Annotated in this window: 18 protein-coding genes; 2 read left to right on the forward strand and 16 right to left on the reverse strand. The window is 42.4% G+C overall.

Features of this window, described 5'->3' with window-relative positions; translation table 11 throughout:
- Position 1 precedes the first annotated feature (1 nt).
- The gene (locus HP398_RS25355; protein WP_017252107.1) at positions 2 to 1,078 is read right to left on the reverse strand and encodes a putative 2-aminoethylphosphonate ABC transporter substrate-binding protein; all 1,077 of its coding nucleotides are present in this window, start codon (positions 1,076 to 1,078) and stop codon (positions 2 to 4) included.
- A 231-nt stretch (positions 1,079 to 1,309) separates the two neighbouring features.
- On the opposite strand from HP398_RS25355, the gene HP398_RS25360 reads away from it, so the two are divergent.
- Positions 1,310 to 1,780 carry a pentapeptide repeat-containing protein gene (locus tag HP398_RS25360; protein WP_173624001.1) on the forward strand — a complete coding sequence of 157 codons (471 nt, stop codon included), beginning with the start codon at positions 1,310 to 1,312 and terminating at the stop codon, positions 1,778 to 1,780.
- 93 nt (positions 1,781 to 1,873) lie between these two features.
- Here the strand turns inward: HP398_RS25360 and HP398_RS25365 are convergent, their stop codons facing one another.
- From HP398_RS25365 to ileS, 6 genes are all read right to left on the reverse strand, one after another.
- Positions 1,874 to 2,566 (reverse strand): aspartate/glutamate racemase family protein, encoded by a 693-nt coding sequence (locus HP398_RS25365; RefSeq protein WP_106834217.1) that lies wholly within the window; start codon positions 2,564 to 2,566, stop codon positions 1,874 to 1,876.
- 6 nt (positions 2,567 to 2,572) lie between these two features.
- Positions 2,573 to 2,743, reverse strand: a complete 171-nt coding sequence (locus tag HP398_RS25370) for a hypothetical protein (protein WP_173623930.1) — start codon at positions 2,741 to 2,743, stop codon at positions 2,573 to 2,575.
- 376 nt (positions 2,744 to 3,119) lie between these two features.
- Complete coding sequence (locus tag HP398_RS25375; RefSeq protein WP_173624002.1) at positions 3,120 to 3,980, reverse strand: MBL fold metallo-hydrolase; 861 nt, start codon at positions 3,978 to 3,980, stop codon at positions 3,120 to 3,122.
- A gap of 219 nt (positions 3,981 to 4,199) precedes the next feature.
- Entirely contained in the window at positions 4,200 to 4,817 is a 618-nt protein-coding gene (gene wrbA / locus HP398_RS25380; RefSeq protein ID WP_173624003.1) for an NAD(P)H:quinone oxidoreductase, read from the reverse strand.
- A 141-nt stretch (positions 4,818 to 4,958) separates the two neighbouring features.
- A complete protein-coding gene (locus tag HP398_RS25385; RefSeq protein WP_017252113.1) occupies positions 4,959 to 5,891 on the reverse strand; it encodes a ring-cleaving dioxygenase in 933 nt (310 codons plus the stop codon).
- Positions 5,892 to 5,959: 68 nt separating this feature from the next.
- Positions 5,960 to 9,040: an isoleucine--tRNA ligase gene (gene ileS, locus HP398_RS25390; protein WP_173624004.1), complete on the reverse strand. Its 3,081-nt coding sequence runs from the start codon at positions 9,038 to 9,040 to the stop codon at positions 5,960 to 5,962.
- A gap of 152 nt (positions 9,041 to 9,192) precedes the next feature.
- Here ileS and HP398_RS25395 point away from each other — a divergent pair, with 152 nt between their 5' ends.
- The gene (locus HP398_RS25395) at positions 9,193 to 10,086 is read left to right on the forward strand and encodes a LysR family transcriptional regulator (RefSeq protein ID WP_173624005.1); all 894 of its coding nucleotides are present in this window, start codon (positions 9,193 to 9,195) and stop codon (positions 10,084 to 10,086) included.
- Between the two features lie 81 nt (positions 10,087 to 10,167).
- Here HP398_RS25395 and HP398_RS25400 read toward each other — a convergent pair whose 3' ends face one another.
- From HP398_RS25400 to HP398_RS25440, 9 genes are all read right to left on the reverse strand, one after another.
- Entirely contained in the window at positions 10,168 to 10,680 is a 513-nt protein-coding gene (locus HP398_RS25400; RefSeq protein WP_017252116.1) for a GNAT family N-acetyltransferase, read from the reverse strand.
- 25 nt (positions 10,681 to 10,705) lie between these two features.
- Positions 10,706 to 11,824, reverse strand: coding sequence for a low temperature requirement protein A (locus HP398_RS25405; protein WP_017252117.1), 1,119 nt, complete (start codon positions 11,822 to 11,824; stop codon positions 10,706 to 10,708).
- A 22-nt stretch (positions 11,825 to 11,846) separates the two neighbouring features.
- A complete protein-coding gene (locus HP398_RS25410) occupies positions 11,847 to 12,467 on the reverse strand; it encodes an alpha/beta hydrolase (RefSeq protein ID WP_017252118.1) in 621 nt (206 codons plus the stop codon).
- A complete protein-coding gene (locus HP398_RS25415; RefSeq protein WP_173624006.1) occupies positions 12,464 to 13,414 on the reverse strand; it encodes a ring-cleaving dioxygenase in 951 nt (316 codons plus the stop codon). Before HP398_RS25415 ends, HP398_RS25410 begins: the two co-directional genes overlap by 4 nt.
- 14 nt (positions 13,415 to 13,428) lie before the next feature.
- The gene (locus HP398_RS25420; protein WP_238144511.1) at positions 13,429 to 13,632 is read right to left on the reverse strand and encodes a LysR family transcriptional regulator substrate-binding protein; all 204 of its coding nucleotides are present in this window, start codon (positions 13,630 to 13,632) and stop codon (positions 13,429 to 13,431) included.
- 1 nt (position 13,633) lies between these two features.
- Positions 13,634 to 13,990 (reverse strand): LysR family transcriptional regulator, encoded by a 357-nt coding sequence (locus HP398_RS31305; protein WP_017252120.1) that lies wholly within the window; start codon positions 13,988 to 13,990, stop codon positions 13,634 to 13,636.
- A 184-nt stretch (positions 13,991 to 14,174) separates the two neighbouring features.
- Positions 14,175 to 15,383, reverse strand: coding sequence for an MFS transporter (locus HP398_RS25430; RefSeq protein WP_173624008.1), 1,209 nt, complete (start codon positions 15,381 to 15,383; stop codon positions 14,175 to 14,177).
- Complete coding sequence (locus HP398_RS25435) at positions 15,376 to 15,813, reverse strand: hypothetical protein (protein ID WP_017252122.1); 438 nt, start codon at positions 15,811 to 15,813, stop codon at positions 15,376 to 15,378. The genes HP398_RS25430 and HP398_RS25435 overlap by 8 nt, the downstream gene beginning before the upstream one ends.
- 126 nt (positions 15,814 to 15,939) lie before the next feature.
- The gene (locus HP398_RS25440) at positions 15,940 to 16,134 is read right to left on the reverse strand and encodes a CDGSH iron-sulfur domain-containing protein (protein ID WP_017252123.1); all 195 of its coding nucleotides are present in this window, start codon (positions 16,132 to 16,134) and stop codon (positions 15,940 to 15,942) included.
- Positions 16,135 to 16,172 lie beyond the last annotated feature (38 nt).

The raw sequence follows: 16,172 nt of genomic DNA on the forward strand, positions 1-16,172 counted from the left end.
CTTACTTAGGTTCACTCTTGGTCGCGTATCGTTTTTCCCACTCACCCAAGATGTTGTCACGATTTTGTGCGGCTTGATTCAGGTCGAGTTTGATTAATTGCTTGATTGGATCTACTGCGTAACCTTCCGGGAGTGTCGCGCCTTCTTGCTTGACACTGACGATGGCGAAGTTCTGGTTATAAGCTTTCATGACTTCATCGGAGATGGCCCAGTCCAAGAACAGCTTGGCTTCTGGCTTGATCTCACTCTTTTTCATCAAGGCATTCGCCTCTACATCCCAACCCGAGCCTTCTGTTGGAAAGACGACTTCAACGGGTGCACCTTTTTTCTTCTCGGTAATCGAACGGTAGCCAAAGGAAATGCCAATTGGATATTCGCCCGATGCGGCCATTTTCGCTGGCTTCGAGCCTGAATGTGTGTAGATCGCCATATTTGCATGCAGCTTGTCAAGGTACGCCCAGCCTTCTTGCTCGCCTTTCAGTTGCATGATTCCGTTAATCGTGAGCAGCCCAGTTCCAGAAGACGCTGGATTCGGCATCACGATCAATCCTTTGTACTCCGGCTTGATCAGGTCTTCATATGAGCGTGGGATAGGCAAATTGCGTTTTTCTAGCTCTTTGGTATTGACTGCGATCGCTGTCTCCCACGCATCGATTCCTACCCAGCTTGCAGGTTCCTTGGAATCCTTAAACTCCGGGGATACTTTCTCGATTCCTTTTGGCGAATACCCCTCGAGCATGCCTTGCTGTTCGAGTACGAGTAGGCTTGTCGCTGCTGTTCCCCATACAACGTCTGCTTGTGGGTTGTCTTTTTCCGCCAGCAGCTTTGCGGTGATGATCCCTGTAGAATCACGGACGATATTGACCTTTACATCTGGATATTTTGCTTTGAAGGATTCCAAATACGTTTTGATCTGGTCATCCTCCAGCGCCGTATAAACAGTAATCTCTCCTGAGGCGGTTGTACTTTCCGTTTTGGAAGCTTGTGTGTTTGGTTGCGATCCTGTTGATTGTCCACATCCTGCTAAAAACGCGATTGATAGAACGGAAGCAAGTAAAGGATAATGCCATTTTTTCATAAGAACCTCTCCTCTTTGCGGATTGTTCATTGCTTGTTTCCTACGAAACCAATCTTACGGGGAAAATATTAAGCGGATGTGAACGAAACGTTAATAGATTGTTTTTATGTGTATTTAGTTGTGTTTAGTTGGATCTTAACACAAATAAAAACAACTGGGTAATAAAGGAAATATAAGGCGTATGTCGAAGTTACAAACGCCTTCATTCATAATTCAAAGGGGGATATGAGGATGGACCTAAAGGTGGAACCGTTGGATTTGCAAATGGCGGATATATCAGGTTCTAAATGGCAGGAGGTTAGAGCTGAGGAACTTGATATGGATAATGTCAGCTTGGCAAAGACCAAAATCAACAACGTAAATATGAGTCAAATGACTTTGAATGATGTGAATATGAGTGGAATCAAAATCTCGAACGCAAACTTGTCAGGCTTAGACATTCAGCATGCTAATCTTAGCCACGCTGTTATTGATCAGGCACATTTGTTTGGAACAGAATTTCATAACGTGGTTCTTCCGAATGAGGGAGATGGGAATTATAATCCCGATGGGCAGTATAAACCGGTAAGCTTTCACAGCTGTAACCTTACTCGTGGGCAATTCAAAAATTGTGATTTATCCAATGTGGAGATAACGGATTGCGACATTACTGGGTTGAAAATAAACGGAATCTTGATTTCGGATTTACTCAAGGACAAATAAAGGACATTCACATTTCGTTTGCACAAAAAAAGACTCAGTCATCCATTCAGGTAGAAAATGGGATGCGCTAAGTCTTTTGTTTTTTCCTATCTTCTACTGCAAAGCAGCCTCCACAGCCGCCTCTGCGTGAATCGCAGTCGTATCAAATACCGGAACCGTGCAATCTTCGGCTGTGATCAACAGACCGATTTCCGTGCAACCGAGGATGACTGCCTCAGCACCTTCCTTGACCAATCGCTCAATGATCGCCTGATATGTACGCTTGGATTCCTCACGAATAGTTCCGACGCACAGCTCGTGATAGATGATGTCATGGACGAGTTTTCGCTCTTCTTCATCCGGCAGCAGTACCTCTAATCCGTGTACATCACGCAGCCGCCCTGTGTAGAACTCCTGCTCCATCGTAAATCGCGTCGCGAGCAGTGCCACTCGTTTATGCCCGTGGTTCGTGATCGCTTGTGCTGTCGCATCCGCGATATGAAGAAACGGCAGGCTGGTCGCTTCCTCGATGGCATACGCCAGTTTGTGCATCGTATTTGTACAGAGAACGATCAGGTCGGCGCCTGCCGCTTCCAGACTTTTCGCCGCACTCGCCATCCGCTCTCCTGCTTCTTCCCATCGTCCTTCACGTTGCATTTCTTCGATCTCGGCAAAATCAACGGAATACATAATGCTTTTCGCCGAATGCAGACCGCCCAGCCTCTCCTTGACGGTTTCATTGATCAAACGGTAGTAGACCAAGGAGGACTCCCAGCTCATGCCGCCAATTAATCCGATTGTTTTCATTGTTCTCTACTCTCCTTTGTCGCTATCGTTACCATTTGCATTTTCCCATCCCGCCTGACGAAAACGGGTCTGTAGCCGTTCGTGAAAACTCTTGCAGTATCGCTGCAAAAGCTCATGATAGATTTGACTCCCCAAGTAGCCGCTTCCCCCGAGCAACAATACTCGGTGTTTCTCCATGGCTGTCTCCCTCCATTTCCGTTATGATCCAATATACCACTATCTCCCATCTAGAACGACGCATAAATAGTCCAATCACCTTTATGAAAAAGAGAACCAACAGTATTCTCTTGAAACAATCAAAACGATATTACTCATACAAATTAAAAAACCCATCATTCAATTAAGAATTATGGGTCACGAACGAAATCAAATGGCCTAACTAATTGTGTATGGCTTAACCAGCCGTGGGTTATAGGAAACACATCTGTAATTCCGTATCTATTATCAGTTTGTACAATATTGCAAATCATATACCTTACTTTCAATTTTGCGGTTGTAAGAGTTTTAGTAGATAGCTATCACAAAATCATATGTACCAACCCAATGAATCGGATCATTGATAGGCAGCCCCTACCATGAACCATTCGAGAGCTTCTGAAAATTCACGAGGAAGCTCTGACACCCGGAGGAAGGTACACATCTCGCTTACGATCCGTTCTCTGTTTTGCCCGTATTGCTCTGTGAGCAGAGCTAGCTGCTCCCAATCACTGAGCTCCTTTTGAAAGGCAGCTCGATCCAATGGCCGGCCGTGCGATTCCACGAAAAGGATTGCTTCAGACTGGTACGCTTGCTTCAACACGCGCAGAAAACGGGAGGCTGTATAACTGCGCGGTCCGCCATAGACTGAGGGACCCAAGGCATCTCCCAGGAACAGCGTTTGATCCTCTTTTACGTACACATAGCACGAATCTTCCGAATGATCTCCTCCTACACGGTTCACCTGACATGTCACGCCACCAAGGTCAATCGTGATCGATTCATCGAATAGGATATCCGGCTCGACTATTCGGATCAAGTCCCGGTTCATTCCGTACTCTTTTTTGATGTTCGCCATCGTACTGGCATTGATGATCTTCTCCTTACAGAGCTGTTCCATGACTTCATCCGACCATTCCAGCCCCATCAGTTTGCTCAATGAATGTGCGGTTTTTGCCTGCGCGATGGTAGGTAGATCCCATGCTGACATTCCGAATGTATGATCCCAGTGCCAATGAGTCAGTATGAGCAGATCTGGAAGACGAACGCCTAGCCTTTGCAACTCCTGACGAAACAAATCGGCATGCGCCGGTGAATTTCCAGCATCAATCAAGAGGGTTTTTCTTGCCCCCGTAATGGCTGCTAGGATGGGGCGATCCGTGTCATGACTTGCATGCATAATCAAGATATGCTCGGTAATCTGTTCGATCGTGGACATTTCCTTCTCCCCTTTCCAAATACGCCAATGTAATTTTCTCTCTACAGAATGACTCAGCAATATTTTCCATGGTATCACACAACACTTCCCCCTCGCACAAACAAAAAACGCCCGTGTTACCAGGCGTTTTTGTAGATACCCCGTGAATTACCCGTACGTTAGTTGTCTCACGTTCATTCGGATCACGATTATATGCTTTCCTTGTATAGAGATAATTTTTTATTGCATTCCTTTTTTAACCCATTCAGCTACCGTAACCACACGCTTCGCTTGATGTTTAACGGCATTTTGATAAGCTTCCTTATCTCCAACAATTTGATTGTTTTGATCGACAGATATGCTTGTTCCATACGGATTCCCTCCGGCAGCGAACAAGGAAGCATCAGTATATCCTGGAGCAACCACGATTGCCCCCCAGTGATACATGGAGGTGTATAAGTTAAGGATAGTCGCTTCTTGACCACCGTGAGCGTTTTGAGCAGAAGTCATTGCACTTACCACTTTATTAACCGTTTTTCCATGGAACCAGATTCCACCTGTTGTATCTAAAAATTGTTTCATTTGGGCGGCAATGTTTCCGAAACGTGTAGGCGTACTGAAAATAATGGCATCAGCTTCAACGATGTCATCCGGTGTAATAACTGGAATATCTTTTGTGGCTTCCACATGGGCTTTCCAAGCCGGATTCCTATCAATCACTGCTTGAGATGCCAATTCTTGAACCTTAAAGATTTTCACTTCCGCGCCGGCTTCCTTTGCCCCTTCCGCAGCCCATTGAGCTAATTGAAAGTTATTTCCGGTGGAGCTGTAATACACAATTGCAAGTTTGATATTCATGTAAAAAATCTCCTTAAATAAAATAGTTCGTTATACAACACACTCTACGATATCCATCTCGTTCAAGTGGTAAACCTGATTCGACATAAAAACATAGGGTAGTTGTTACCTCTTAAGCTCTTTTTGAAGTCCCAGCGTAAGTTAGTCTAATTCTCTTACTTGAAATGGCAACAACACACGTTCAATCTGTTCTCGATGCGGTTCATATTGTTCAGGTAACATCAGTTTTTCTCCCATGGTCTCATGTGACTCGTCGTGAGCGAAGCCTGGCGGATCTGTTGCGATTTCAAAAAGAATTTCGCCGTGCTCTCTAAAGTAAATCGCATTAAAATAGTTTCGATCTTGTACAGGGGTAACACCATAACCATGTGCTTCAACATAATTTTTCCAAACCAATTGATCTTGGTCATGTAAAGCCCGCCAAGCAATGTGATGTACTGTTCCAACGCCCATAGCTCCTCTAGCCATAGGTGATAATTTTAGATCAATCACATTTCCGATATCAGCTGTGGAACGAAACCGGATGAAATCACCTTCTGTACCAATCATCTGTAGGCCCATCACTTTTTCCAATAGTTCTCCGGTTTTTTCCGGACGTATGGATAAAAGTGTAGCTCCGCCAAATCCTTTTATTGCGAACGCGGAAGTGATTTCACCAAAATTCCAGGTGTTAGCTTTCCCTTCTTCTCTTTCAACTATTTCCAAATGCAGGCCATGGGGATCGTCAAATTGTAAATACTGCTCTCCAAACCGTTCCATTTTTACAAAAGGGATTTGAAATTTCTCCAGTCTTTTTTCCCAAAAGTCCATAGCACCTTTCGGGACAACGTAAGAAGTTACCCCCACTTGACCGCCGCCGATTACTCCTTGGCGAGCACCTGGCCATGGGAAAAATGTGATAATGGTTCCCGGTTTTCCACTTTCATTTCCAAAATACAAATGATATGTTCCTGGATCATCAAAATTAACCGTTTGTTTTACTAAACGCAAACCTAATACTCCTGCATAAAAATCCACATTTTCCTGTGGATGACCTACAATTGCAGTAATATGGTGAATACCCATCGTTTTCATATTCGTACACTCCTTTGTCCAATTGAATTTGCCTATTTGGTATTTAGGGTTATAATTCCATATTTTTGTTATTCAATCAGTAACCCGAAGTTTTTGTCCCCAATCGAAACCGTCTCCATGCCTATTTTTTTAACAAATTTGATCTCCGACAATATTACGTTTTCCTGCAAAACATGATCAAAACGTTCCAACGCTACTTTCATCTGGTCATCGACATCAAGAGTAAGTATCACTCGTTTTTCGATAGGGAAATTCATTTTCTTACGGTAATCTTGAATCACGCGGATGACTTCACGAACCATCCCTTCCTGTTCTAGTTCCTCTGTTATCGTCGTTTCCAAAGCAACATTGATTCGGTAACCCGAAGCAGTAGCAAAGCCCTGCTTACCATGCTTTTCTACGAGCAGTTCATCAAGCGTAATACGGACGGCTTCGTCTGAAAGAATGACATCCAAGAAACCCCTGTCCACAACTTGCTTGGCTTCGGTGATGGATAGTTGCTTCAAACGATCTTGAATCGTTCCAACGAGTTTCCCGTATTTTTTACCGGCAACTTTTAAATTAAGTTTAAAGTGATAGGTAATAAAGCTGCTGTCACTTTGCTCTACTCGGATTTCTTTTACGTTTATCTCATCTTTGATGATGTTCGCGAACCTACTCATGTTGAACGGGCGGTCTATGGAGACGATAAGTTCGGACAGAGGCTGGCGTGTCTTGATTCCGCTTTCGTTTCTGATGTTCCGAGCCAGCTCAACGATTTGACGGGCGGTTTCCATTTCGCTTTCGAGAGTTTCATCGATAACTGCCGTATTCACCTGTGGATAATCTGTTAGGTGCACGCTTTCTTCGCCGCCAAGATTTCTATAGATGTCATCTGCAATGAGTGGTGCATACGGCGCAATCATGCGGGCCACCGTCAATAACACCTTGTGTAGTGTTTGGTAGGCGGAAACCTTGTCTTCAGTCATCGCACTGCTCCAAAAACGGTTACGGGAACGGCGGATGTACCAATTACTAAATTCGTCGATAAACGCTTCTATGTGCTTTGCCGGATTTAGAAAGTCGTATGTTTCAAGGCCTTTTACTACGTTTTGCAGGGTGGAATTCAGCCTCGAAAGAAGCCAGCGATCTAACTCGTTCTCAAACGCTTTTTGAGGGTAGTCCTCAGGCCTGTATTGATCGATCGTTGCATATAGCGAATAGAAAACATGCGTATTATGAATCGTATCGATCACTTTAGACTTCGCTTCGGCTACCATTCTTTTAGAGAAATGCTTGCTGCTCCACGGTGCACTGTCAGAAAGCAGGGCCCACCGGAACGCATCAGTCCCAAATTCTTCTATGACTTCCCAAGGATCGATGCCATTCCCTTTACTTTTAGACATCTTTTGTCCGTTTTCATCAAGAACGTGCCCAGTTGAAATGACCGCTTTGTATGGCAATTTTCCGTTATACAGTGTGGATACCGCCAGCAAGCTAAAGAACCAGCCTCTTGTTTGGTCGATGCCCTCGGAAATTATGTCAGCAGGATACTGCTCCTGGAACAGTTTCTCATCACCAAAAGGATGGTGGTATTGGGCAAATGGCATCGATCCGCTATCAAACCAAACATCGATGACTTCTGGTGTTCTTTTCATGGTTCCACCGCATGAGCAACGCAATTTGACATCATCTACGAAAGGTTTATGTAACTCTAGGTCTTCATTCACGACCTCGACTGACTTTTCGCGCAGGTTTTTCAGGCTGTCTGGAGCATACTCAGTCCCGCAATCCTGGCAAAGCCAGATGTTCAGAGGAGTTCCCCAGTACCGATTCCGGCTGATATTCCAATCGACGAGATCTTCCAGGAATTTACCAAAACGTCCTTCTTGTAAATGGGAAGGGTACCAATCAATTTTCCTGTTGTTTTCAATAAGCTGTTCTTTTATCGCGGTCGTTTTGATGAACCAGCTTTCAATAGCATAGTAAAGAAGAGGAGATTTACAGCGCCAGCAAAAAGGATAGCTGTGCTCATAACGTTCTTTAGAGAACAAAAGATTACGGAAAGACAAGTTTTTTACGATATCGACGTCACAATCTTTGACGAAGCGTCCGGCGTAATCGCTGATTTGATCCGTGTATCGTCCAGCCAGATTTACTGCGTTAACGAAATCCAGTCCGTGCTGAATGCATGTGCGATAATCGTCTTCCCCGTGCGCGGGTGCCGTATGAACAATACCAGTACCACTTGTATCGCTGACATAGTCAGCATCTACGACGATATGACCTTTATTTACATGAAAAAAATCAAACGGCGGCTCATAAGCTGTCCCTATGAATTCTGATCCTTTGTGCGTAGACAATATTTCATAGTTTTCTTTCATTACTTTCTCTACAAGATTTTTAGCAACTACGTATACCTCATCGTTCTGTTTTACCCGCGCGTATTCGATATCTTTGTTGATCGCTAAAGCCACATTAGACGGGAGTGTCCATGGCGTAGTTGTCCAAGCAAGAAAGATATCCCTCCCAGTCTTGCTTCTGAATTTCACCGTTGCACTCAAATCTTTGACATTGTCATAGCCTTGCGCCACTTCGTGAGAGCTTAGTGTCGTTTGGCAGTCAGGACAATATGGGCTCACGCGGTGTCCTTTATACAATAGACCTTTTTTATGGATGACAGACAAGATGTGCCAGACAGATTCGATATAATCGTTAGTCAGAGTGACGTAGGGATCCTCCATGTCAGTCCAATAGGCTATGCCTTCAGTAAGTTCTCGCCACTGCTTTTCATATTCGAACACACTGTTTTTGCACTCTTCCACAAATTTGGCGACTCCGTAATTTTCAATCTCCTGTTTTCCCGAAATGCCAAGCTGCTTTTCCACGCCAAGCTCTACTGGAAGGCCATGAGTGTCCCATCCGGCTTTTCGGACGACTCTGAATCCTGACATTGTTTTATAGCGACCGATGAAATCTTTAATCACACGACCGAGAACATGACCAATATGAGGTAAACCATTGGCTGTAGGAGGCCCTTCATAAAACACAAAGTTCGGTTTCCCCGCCCGATTATCAATTGATTTTCTAAAAGTATTCTCTTGTTTCCACTGATTCAAGACACGATACTCTCGAACTCTGGCTTTTTCCTTCACATCCACTTTTCTCATGTCTTTCATCCTTCCTCCGTATATATTAAGATTGGGTAAAGCCCAGAAAAATTGTGCCTCCCCAAAATCTCGATATTGAATGAAGCACCGATCTCGTTTATAGCGACTTTCTATACCTTGCTAGTGAATAGGAATACTGATTGGGAGGAATTATGAATAAATCATTATTGCAATTAATGGTTAAAATTGCTGATACAAAGAGTTTCACACAAGCTGGAAAAGAATTGAATATGACTCAACCTGCTGTAAGTAAAGCAGTTAACGGTCTTGAGACCGAACTTGGGGTGACTCTTTTGATTCGAAATCGTCGTCGTGGAGTCATGCTTACACCTATAGGCGAACGCATCATACGTATTTTTAGAGCCATTTTATCCGATTATGAAAAGGTTGATCAGGAAATTGCTCATGAATTGGGACTTGAAAAAGGGATAGTCAAAATAGGCGCATTTCCTGAGGCCTCCTCTTATTTCGTCCCTAAAATTATCAGCAACATAACTAAAAAATATCCGAATATCGAATTTACCGTTTTAGAAGGAACTGTAACCGAAGTGAAAGAATGGATCGATACTCAACGTATTGATATCGGATTTATCATTGCTTGTCCACCAGATAAGGAATTCAACACCTTTCCACTACACCAAGAAGAAATGTATGCTGTGCTAAACAAGGAACATCCTTTAACTACAAAAAATATGATTCAAGCAACAGATCTCTTGGATCAGTCTTTGATTTTTTGTAAATCAGGATTTGAAACTCCAGTTATAGATTGGTTTGAAAAATCCCGCGGGAAACCGAAAGTGAGATACGAAATCCATAACTACATGACAGGAATTAATTTGGTTCATGAGGGACTCGGTATCGCAATCATGCCTGAATTAACCCTGGAACATTTACCTGAAAACGTCCTGATACGAAAACTTGATCCCCCAGTGTATCGTAATATTCATATGGCCGTTTTTTCGTTTGAGGATAGTGGGATTTCTGTAAAATTATTCATTGAAATTGCCCTGCAATTATTTCCGCAATTCTTTACTAGATTCAAATGACCTCCGTAAAAAAGCCGCGAAACAGCACAGTGCTGCGCGACTTTTTTACATAGTTCCTAGAATCTTTTGACCTATATTTTATTACAACAGTACATCAGCATAATCTTCATGGCGGTCAAATTGACTTTTGGCAAAAGGACATAATGGCATAATCTTAATCCCTTTCGTCCGAGCGAATTCGACTAATCTCTTCACTAACGCCTGTCCTACACCTTGACCTTTTAGACTATCGGAAACGATCGTGTGATCTACTATAATAATATGATTTCCATTTTGAACATAATGAATTTCAGCTTCTTTATGATCCTCTTCTCCAACATAAAAACCGTTTGTACCTTCTTTAATTTCGAACATTTGTTTTCCCCCATTCAAAAGGTGTGATTTCCATACATATTCCAACGCACCACTCGGACAATGATTTATTTGAGATGCTATTTTATCAGCCGTTTCTCCCTCAACATGAACCCATGGTTTCTTTTTAATATTAAATACTCCGGGTAACCCACTAACACATTTTGCCGAATGAACGCATCTTCCCGGGTGAAATATAACATCGATATCTTTCCCTACATATTGCTTAGAATCATCACTCAATATCTTTCACTCTCCCATATAATCCTCAAGTTGTTACTTTCGCATAGATGATAAAGAACATCATTATTTCTCCAATTACAATATAATTAGGTACGTAAAAAATGTTGTCCAACGCATAGAAACATCCGAGCAGTCCTAATAATACCGCCAAAGAGCGGGCTCGCAGCCTTGTATGTTTCGGTCTGTATCGGTGGAAAACAAATGATGTTGACATAAAATAAAGCAGAACCGCCCCGAAAATAAAATCCAACATAAGTGGATAATGTAGTTGCTGCTGAAAAAGTAATTGGATCGAAGCAGCTATAAAGCCCATGGATACATAAATGAATAAATGACCATAAATAATCGTTTGGCCGGCTGTTTGTATCTCCTTACTCACTTTTCTCTCCAGATTATCAAAATACTGCCACCACATTGCAATCACCAATACAAATGTAAATAAGGCGAACAAAATAGATGTCCAGGTCCAGCTACTAGACTGCAAGACCGTTAGGATACTAATAACCGACTCACCTATAAGAATAAGTGTAAATAATCCAAAGCGCTCCAATAAGTGATGGGTATGTGTGGGTGTAATGATCAGGTACCGCCGGCTGAATAATGGCAGCATGATATCTACAGCTATTCCAGCATACAGAATCACATAACGGATCCATGAGTCAAAGAAAAGCGAGAAGGTAGATATGACTATGCCTATCCAAAAGTAAGTCCCCAAATATTTGGCGGTCATTCGCTGATGTGTTCGATTTGATTTGTGTACCGTAAGATATTGAATGGCTGTTAGTGCTCTCGATCCAATATAGCCTACAAAGAAGGGAATATAGTATCGATCAAAATTGACGGATAGGCTTGCTGTCATAATTAGAACAAAAAACAGTTGAAAGACCATGAAAATCCGATGATTACTAATATCCTGGCCAAAGCGATTATTAAAGAGTGTTTGTCCCACCCAACTCCACCAGATTGGAATGAATATTAAAACAAATTTGATTAAGTATTCAACGGAAATGGTCCCATGGCTAGAATGTAACAAGACATGGTTTGCTTTTGACACTGCCGCTACAAAAAGCAAATCATAAAAAAGTTCCAACCAAGTTACTTTTTTCTCGCCTACAATCTCAGTACTTCCTTTATTTGCTCTCATATAAAAGTTAAGGACGTCTCCTTCATACCGATTGATTTTGAAATTTTTCCCTAAACCAAATTGCAGCTGCTTTCGCTTCGTTATAGATTAATTGGTGACCGTTGTTTTCCCAATGAACTCTTACAACAGCTCCCGAATCACGCAGCAAGCTTTGGAGCTCCTCTGTCTCATGTGGGGAACAAATCGGATCATTTTTCCCGGCACCGATAAAAATGGTAGCATTAGACAAATCCGGCAATTGGATACCGCGCAATGGAATCATCGGATGATGAAGGATCGCTCCTCTGAACACATTTTGATAATGGAAAAGAAGGCTCGCAATGATATTCGCTCCGTTCGAATAGCCAATAGCAACCAAATTATCGCGATCAAACCCGTATTCCTTGGCCGACTGGTTCAAGAATTCATTCACTTCTTTGGTGCGGAATACTAAATCCTCTTCGTCAAACACGCCTTCCGAGATTCGTTTAAAGAAACGTGGCATTCCGTTTTCCAGCACATTTCCCCTTAAGGAGAGAATGGACGATTTTGGGGAAACGAGTGTTGCCAGTGGCAACAAATCTTGCTCCGTCCCGCCCGTCCCGTGAAAAAGGACAAGTGTAGGTGCGTGTAAATCGCCACCCTTTTCAAAGATGTGTCTCATCTCTTGTCCCCTTTAAGCACTCTCACTTCGATTGAGGTCAAGTTAGCTTCAATTTTCTCACGTTCGGATTCGTACCACTCCGGGAGCATCAATTTTTCACCTAAAGATTCGGGAGCTTCATCGCGTGCGAAACCTGGAGGATCAGTTGCAATTTCAAATAAGATACCGCCGTCCTCCCGGAAATAAATCGCATTGAAGTACTGCCGATCTATAATATGAGTTGGTTTATACCCTCTCTCAGTTACTTTTTGATGCCATTGCTCATGCTCTTGGAAGTCTTTCGCACGCCAGGCAATGTGATGAACCGTACCAGCTCCTCCATGCCCCCACTTCTGATTATCAAGAGGAATATCGATCAGATTCCCGATATCTCCAGAAGCTTGAAAACGTGAATATTCGGCGTCTTCTCCTACTTTTTTCAGCCCCATTACATTTTCGAGCACATGCATCGTCTTCTCTGCGTTTACGCTGAGCAGAACAGCACCGCCGAATCCTATAATCGCTTTGTTCGCAGGAATTCCGCCAAATGACCAACTGTTGCTTCTTCCTTCTTCGCGCTCAACAAGTTCAAGATGAAGCCCATCGTTATCCCTAAACTGAAGGTAAGTTTCTTGAAACCTGGTTGCTTTCATTGGGGTAATGTCAAAGCTATTAAGTCGCTTTTCCCAGAAGTCAAGTGAGCCGTGCGGCACGACAAACGTAATTATACCTACTTGCCCCCCACCAATTTCTCCCCGCCGAGAGTTACGCCAAGGAAAAAAAGTCATAATGGAGCCAGGCCTTCCTGATTTATCACCGAAATAAAGGTGGTAAACCTCTGGAGCGTCAAAGTTGATGGTTTTCTTAACGAGCCTAAGACCGAGTATGCCTGCATAAAAATTGACGTTCTCCTGCGGATTACGTGCAAATGCTGTAATGTGATGGATCCCTGCCGTTTCTAATGTCATATGAGTTCACTCCTTTAATAAGGGTCTATAATGAATTCCGACATGTAATCGATAAAGGCTTTCGTTGTATGAGGCATCACTTTATACTTAGGGTAGATAAGCTTAATCTTGCAAGTAGGTGTAGGATCGGTTAGACGGATCAATTTGATATTTGGACAGTCATAACTTTTAACGAGATGGCAGGATAAAATGGTTACACCTACTTTGGACTGAACCATATTAAGCAAGTTTGATATTGATGTCGTTTCTACGCTGATATACAGAGAAATGCCTAACTTTGGAAGAGATACCAATGATGAGGTCGTTTCTCTTCATATGTTTTAATTGTGACACTTCTTTGCGAGCTTCTTCAATCATTCCCATTATGGCGATGCTTTTCTGAAATAGGATTTTCCCTGCCTCAGTTATTTCTATTCCCCTTCCGACTCTATCAAATAACGAAACTCCAAATTCGTGCTCCAGCAAACGAATCTGTTGACTTAATGTAGGTTGAGAAACCATCAATACTTCCGCAGCTTTAGTGAAACTTCCCGCTTTGCATATTTGAATAAAATATTCAAGTTGTCGAATTACCACTATTTCACCCCAGGTCATGATGGCATTTAACAGATCAAGTGAAATTGAGGTGATATAGACACATGTGTCTATATCACGATTTCATATGCCCATAATACACTATACTTATGAATTACTAAAATGAATATAAATCATAAGGGTCATATATATTTGGTTATGAATATCGTGATTTAGTTTAATTAGTTTATTTAGTTTTTTCCAAGTCCTTGTGTTCTTCCAAATGAATAAAAAAGGGCACAATCATGCTTAAGAACAATAATCCTGCCAAGATTTCAAAAGTGAATAAATAGCCCCCGAAATCTATTAGGTAAATGGAAAGGATCGACCCAAGAGAAGCGCCTATGAACACCATAAACATATGAAACGAAACCGCAATCGCTCGGATTTCCCCAGCCATGTGACCGATTAGTGAGATTAATGATGGAAGAGCCATAGCTATTCCCAGTACAAATACAACACTCATCGATATTAAATAAATGAGGTTTAGACTCAAACCTAACAATCCTAAGCCGCTTCCAGCTAAGATTAATCCACAGCATAATACGTTCTTGACACCAATTTTTGTAACCAATCTTCCGGCAAACGGAGAAACTGCCATACCCAAAATACCAATCGCACGAACCCATAGAATATCTTGATGACTTAACCCGAAGAGTGGGCTGCTTAAGTAACTTCCAAGAGTCGCGAAAAATCCGACAAGCGAAATAAAGAGTGAAGCGGAAACGATGTAGCACAGAGGCAATCCTTTTCGTTTGAAAATATTGCCTACCCGCAAAAAAGAAGTAACAAAGCTGCCATTTGTTTGCTGTATTTTGTCGTTTGGTATAAAAAAGGTAAGCAAGATAGAAGATATTCCATATACTGCGGAAAGTAGGTAGAATACATAGGACCAATTTCCTAATTCCAAAACAACAAAGCTGCTATATATTTGTCCAACGATAGTGGCCATTAAAAAAGCCGTACTAATAAACCCGATAATGGTTGCTCTTCTTTCAGACGGAAACATTTCCATCGCATAAGCCAAAACAGACGGAGGGAACATCGATGCCGCTAAACCTTGCAAGGCCCGAAGAGCAACAAGCCAAGAAAAACTGTCGACATTACCTATTAGTGGTGTTATTACCGTAAGCAATAATAACCCCGATAGCATCATTTTTTTTCGTCCAAATCGATCTGATAACACTCCAAACAGTAGACCCCCACCTGCAAAAGCAAGCGAGAAGGCACTGCTACTCCAAGCAGCTTGCGAAGACGACACTTTGAATGCATCTTCAAACACTGCTATTAATGGAATAGTTAAATACACACACGATACAACAACTAAAGTACACCAGAAAAGGATTCCGGTAATGAATGCAATATTTGACGATCTAACAAATTGTTCGTTACCCAAAATGTTCTCCCCCTGCTTTATTCATGGAAACATCATCATTACGTTTATTTTGAATGTCAGACGCCTTTACGTTAGAAAAGACATTGATAGCAAATATCAAGACACCGGTTCCAGCCACAGCTTCACCAATCCGCTTTAACATAATAATCCAATCCGGTGCATAGCCGTGGACCATTAAGGTTAGCGTAATAAGCATTACAGGTAAGCCGAGGCCATGTAACCAGAAGTGCCATTTAGCCAGACGAGATTTTGATGTCTTTGGAAAAAGTAAATAGGTAAACCCGCAAAGAGCCATTGTTGCCCACCCAAAAAGATTCGCATGAGCATGTACGCTAGTTAATGCAAAATTCAGTGTTGTACCCATGTAAACACCGATACTAATACCAACAACAATATATATAACTGCCATTTTCAAAAAGCGTACACCCATTAAAATGCCCCCTGTTAATCATTAGAATCAAGTCAAGAAGCTGTTAGCGACCGCCTGACTTCAGTAAAGCACTCTTGCATGGATACGGGGTCAATCATGACCCCGCCACGATACCTTTTAGATTCATTAAGCCCGAGTAGTGCTTTCGAATTTTCCTTTGTGTGTCAAGTCACAGAATGGCTTTTGGTTTGATAATCCGCAGCGACAAAGAATGAAAGATTCTTTTGTCTCAAAGCGGTTCCCTTCTGCATCCACCAATTCTACATTACCCGTTACACGCAACGGTCCGTTGTCTATCACTTTAATTGTTACATTGGACATTCGCTCATTCCCTTTCGAATTCGAATCTATTTTACTTT

This window comes from Brevibacillus sp. HB1.4B (assembly GCF_013284285.1).
Taxonomy (GTDB): domain Bacteria; phylum Bacillota; class Bacilli; order Brevibacillales; family Brevibacillaceae; genus Brevibacillus; species Brevibacillus porteri.

Bases quoted from the DNA above. Each gene is read 5' to 3' on its own strand.
- HP398_RS25395 (WP_173624005.1), top strand. From the start codon at position 9,193: ATGAATAAATCATTATTGCAATTAATGGTTAAAATTGCTGATACAAAG.
- HP398_RS25405 (WP_017252117.1), bottom strand. From the start codon at position 11,824: ATGAGAGCAAATAAAGGAAGTACTGAGATTGTAGGCGAGAAAAAAGTA.
- HP398_RS25365 (WP_106834217.1), bottom strand. From the start codon at position 2,566: ATGAAAACAATCGGATTAATTGGCGGCATGAGCTGGGAGTCCTCCTTG.
- ileS (WP_173624004.1), bottom strand. From the start codon at position 9,040: ATGAGAAAAGTGGATGTGAAGGAAAAAGCCAGAGTTCGAGAGTATCGT.
- HP398_RS25385 (WP_017252113.1), bottom strand. From the start codon at position 5,891: ATGAAAACGATGGGTATTCACCATATTACTGCAATTGTAGGTCATCCA.
- HP398_RS25415 (WP_173624006.1), bottom strand. From the start codon at position 13,414: ATGACATTAGAAACGGCAGGGATCCATCACATTACAGCATTTGCACGT.
- HP398_RS25410 (WP_017252118.1), bottom strand. From the start codon at position 12,467: ATGAGACACATCTTTGAAAAGGGTGGCGATTTACACGCACCTACACTT.
- wrbA (WP_173624003.1), bottom strand. From the start codon at position 4,817: ATGAATATCAAACTTGCAATTGTGTATTACAGCTCCACCGGAAATAAC.
- HP398_RS25360 (WP_173624001.1), top strand. From the start codon at position 1,310: ATGGACCTAAAGGTGGAACCGTTGGATTTGCAAATGGCGGATATATCA.
- HP398_RS25375 (WP_173624002.1), bottom strand. From the start codon at position 3,980: ATGTCCACGATCGAACAGATTACCGAGCATATCTTGATTATGCATGCA.
- HP398_RS25420 (WP_238144511.1), bottom strand. From the start codon at position 13,632: ATGGTTCAGTCCAAAGTAGGTGTAACCATTTTATCCTGCCATCTCGTT.
- HP398_RS25435 (WP_017252122.1), bottom strand. From the start codon at position 15,813: ATGGGTGTACGCTTTTTGAAAATGGCAGTTATATATATTGTTGTTGGT.
- HP398_RS25370 (WP_173623930.1), bottom strand. From the start codon at position 2,743: ATGGAGAAACACCGAGTATTGTTGCTCGGGGGAAGCGGCTACTTGGGG.
- HP398_RS25440 (WP_017252123.1), bottom strand. From the start codon at position 16,134: ATGTCCAATGTAACAATTAAAGTGATAGACAACGGACCGTTGCGTGTA.
- HP398_RS25355 (WP_017252107.1), bottom strand. From the start codon at position 1,078: ATGAAAAAATGGCATTATCCTTTACTTGCTTCCGTTCTATCAATCGCG.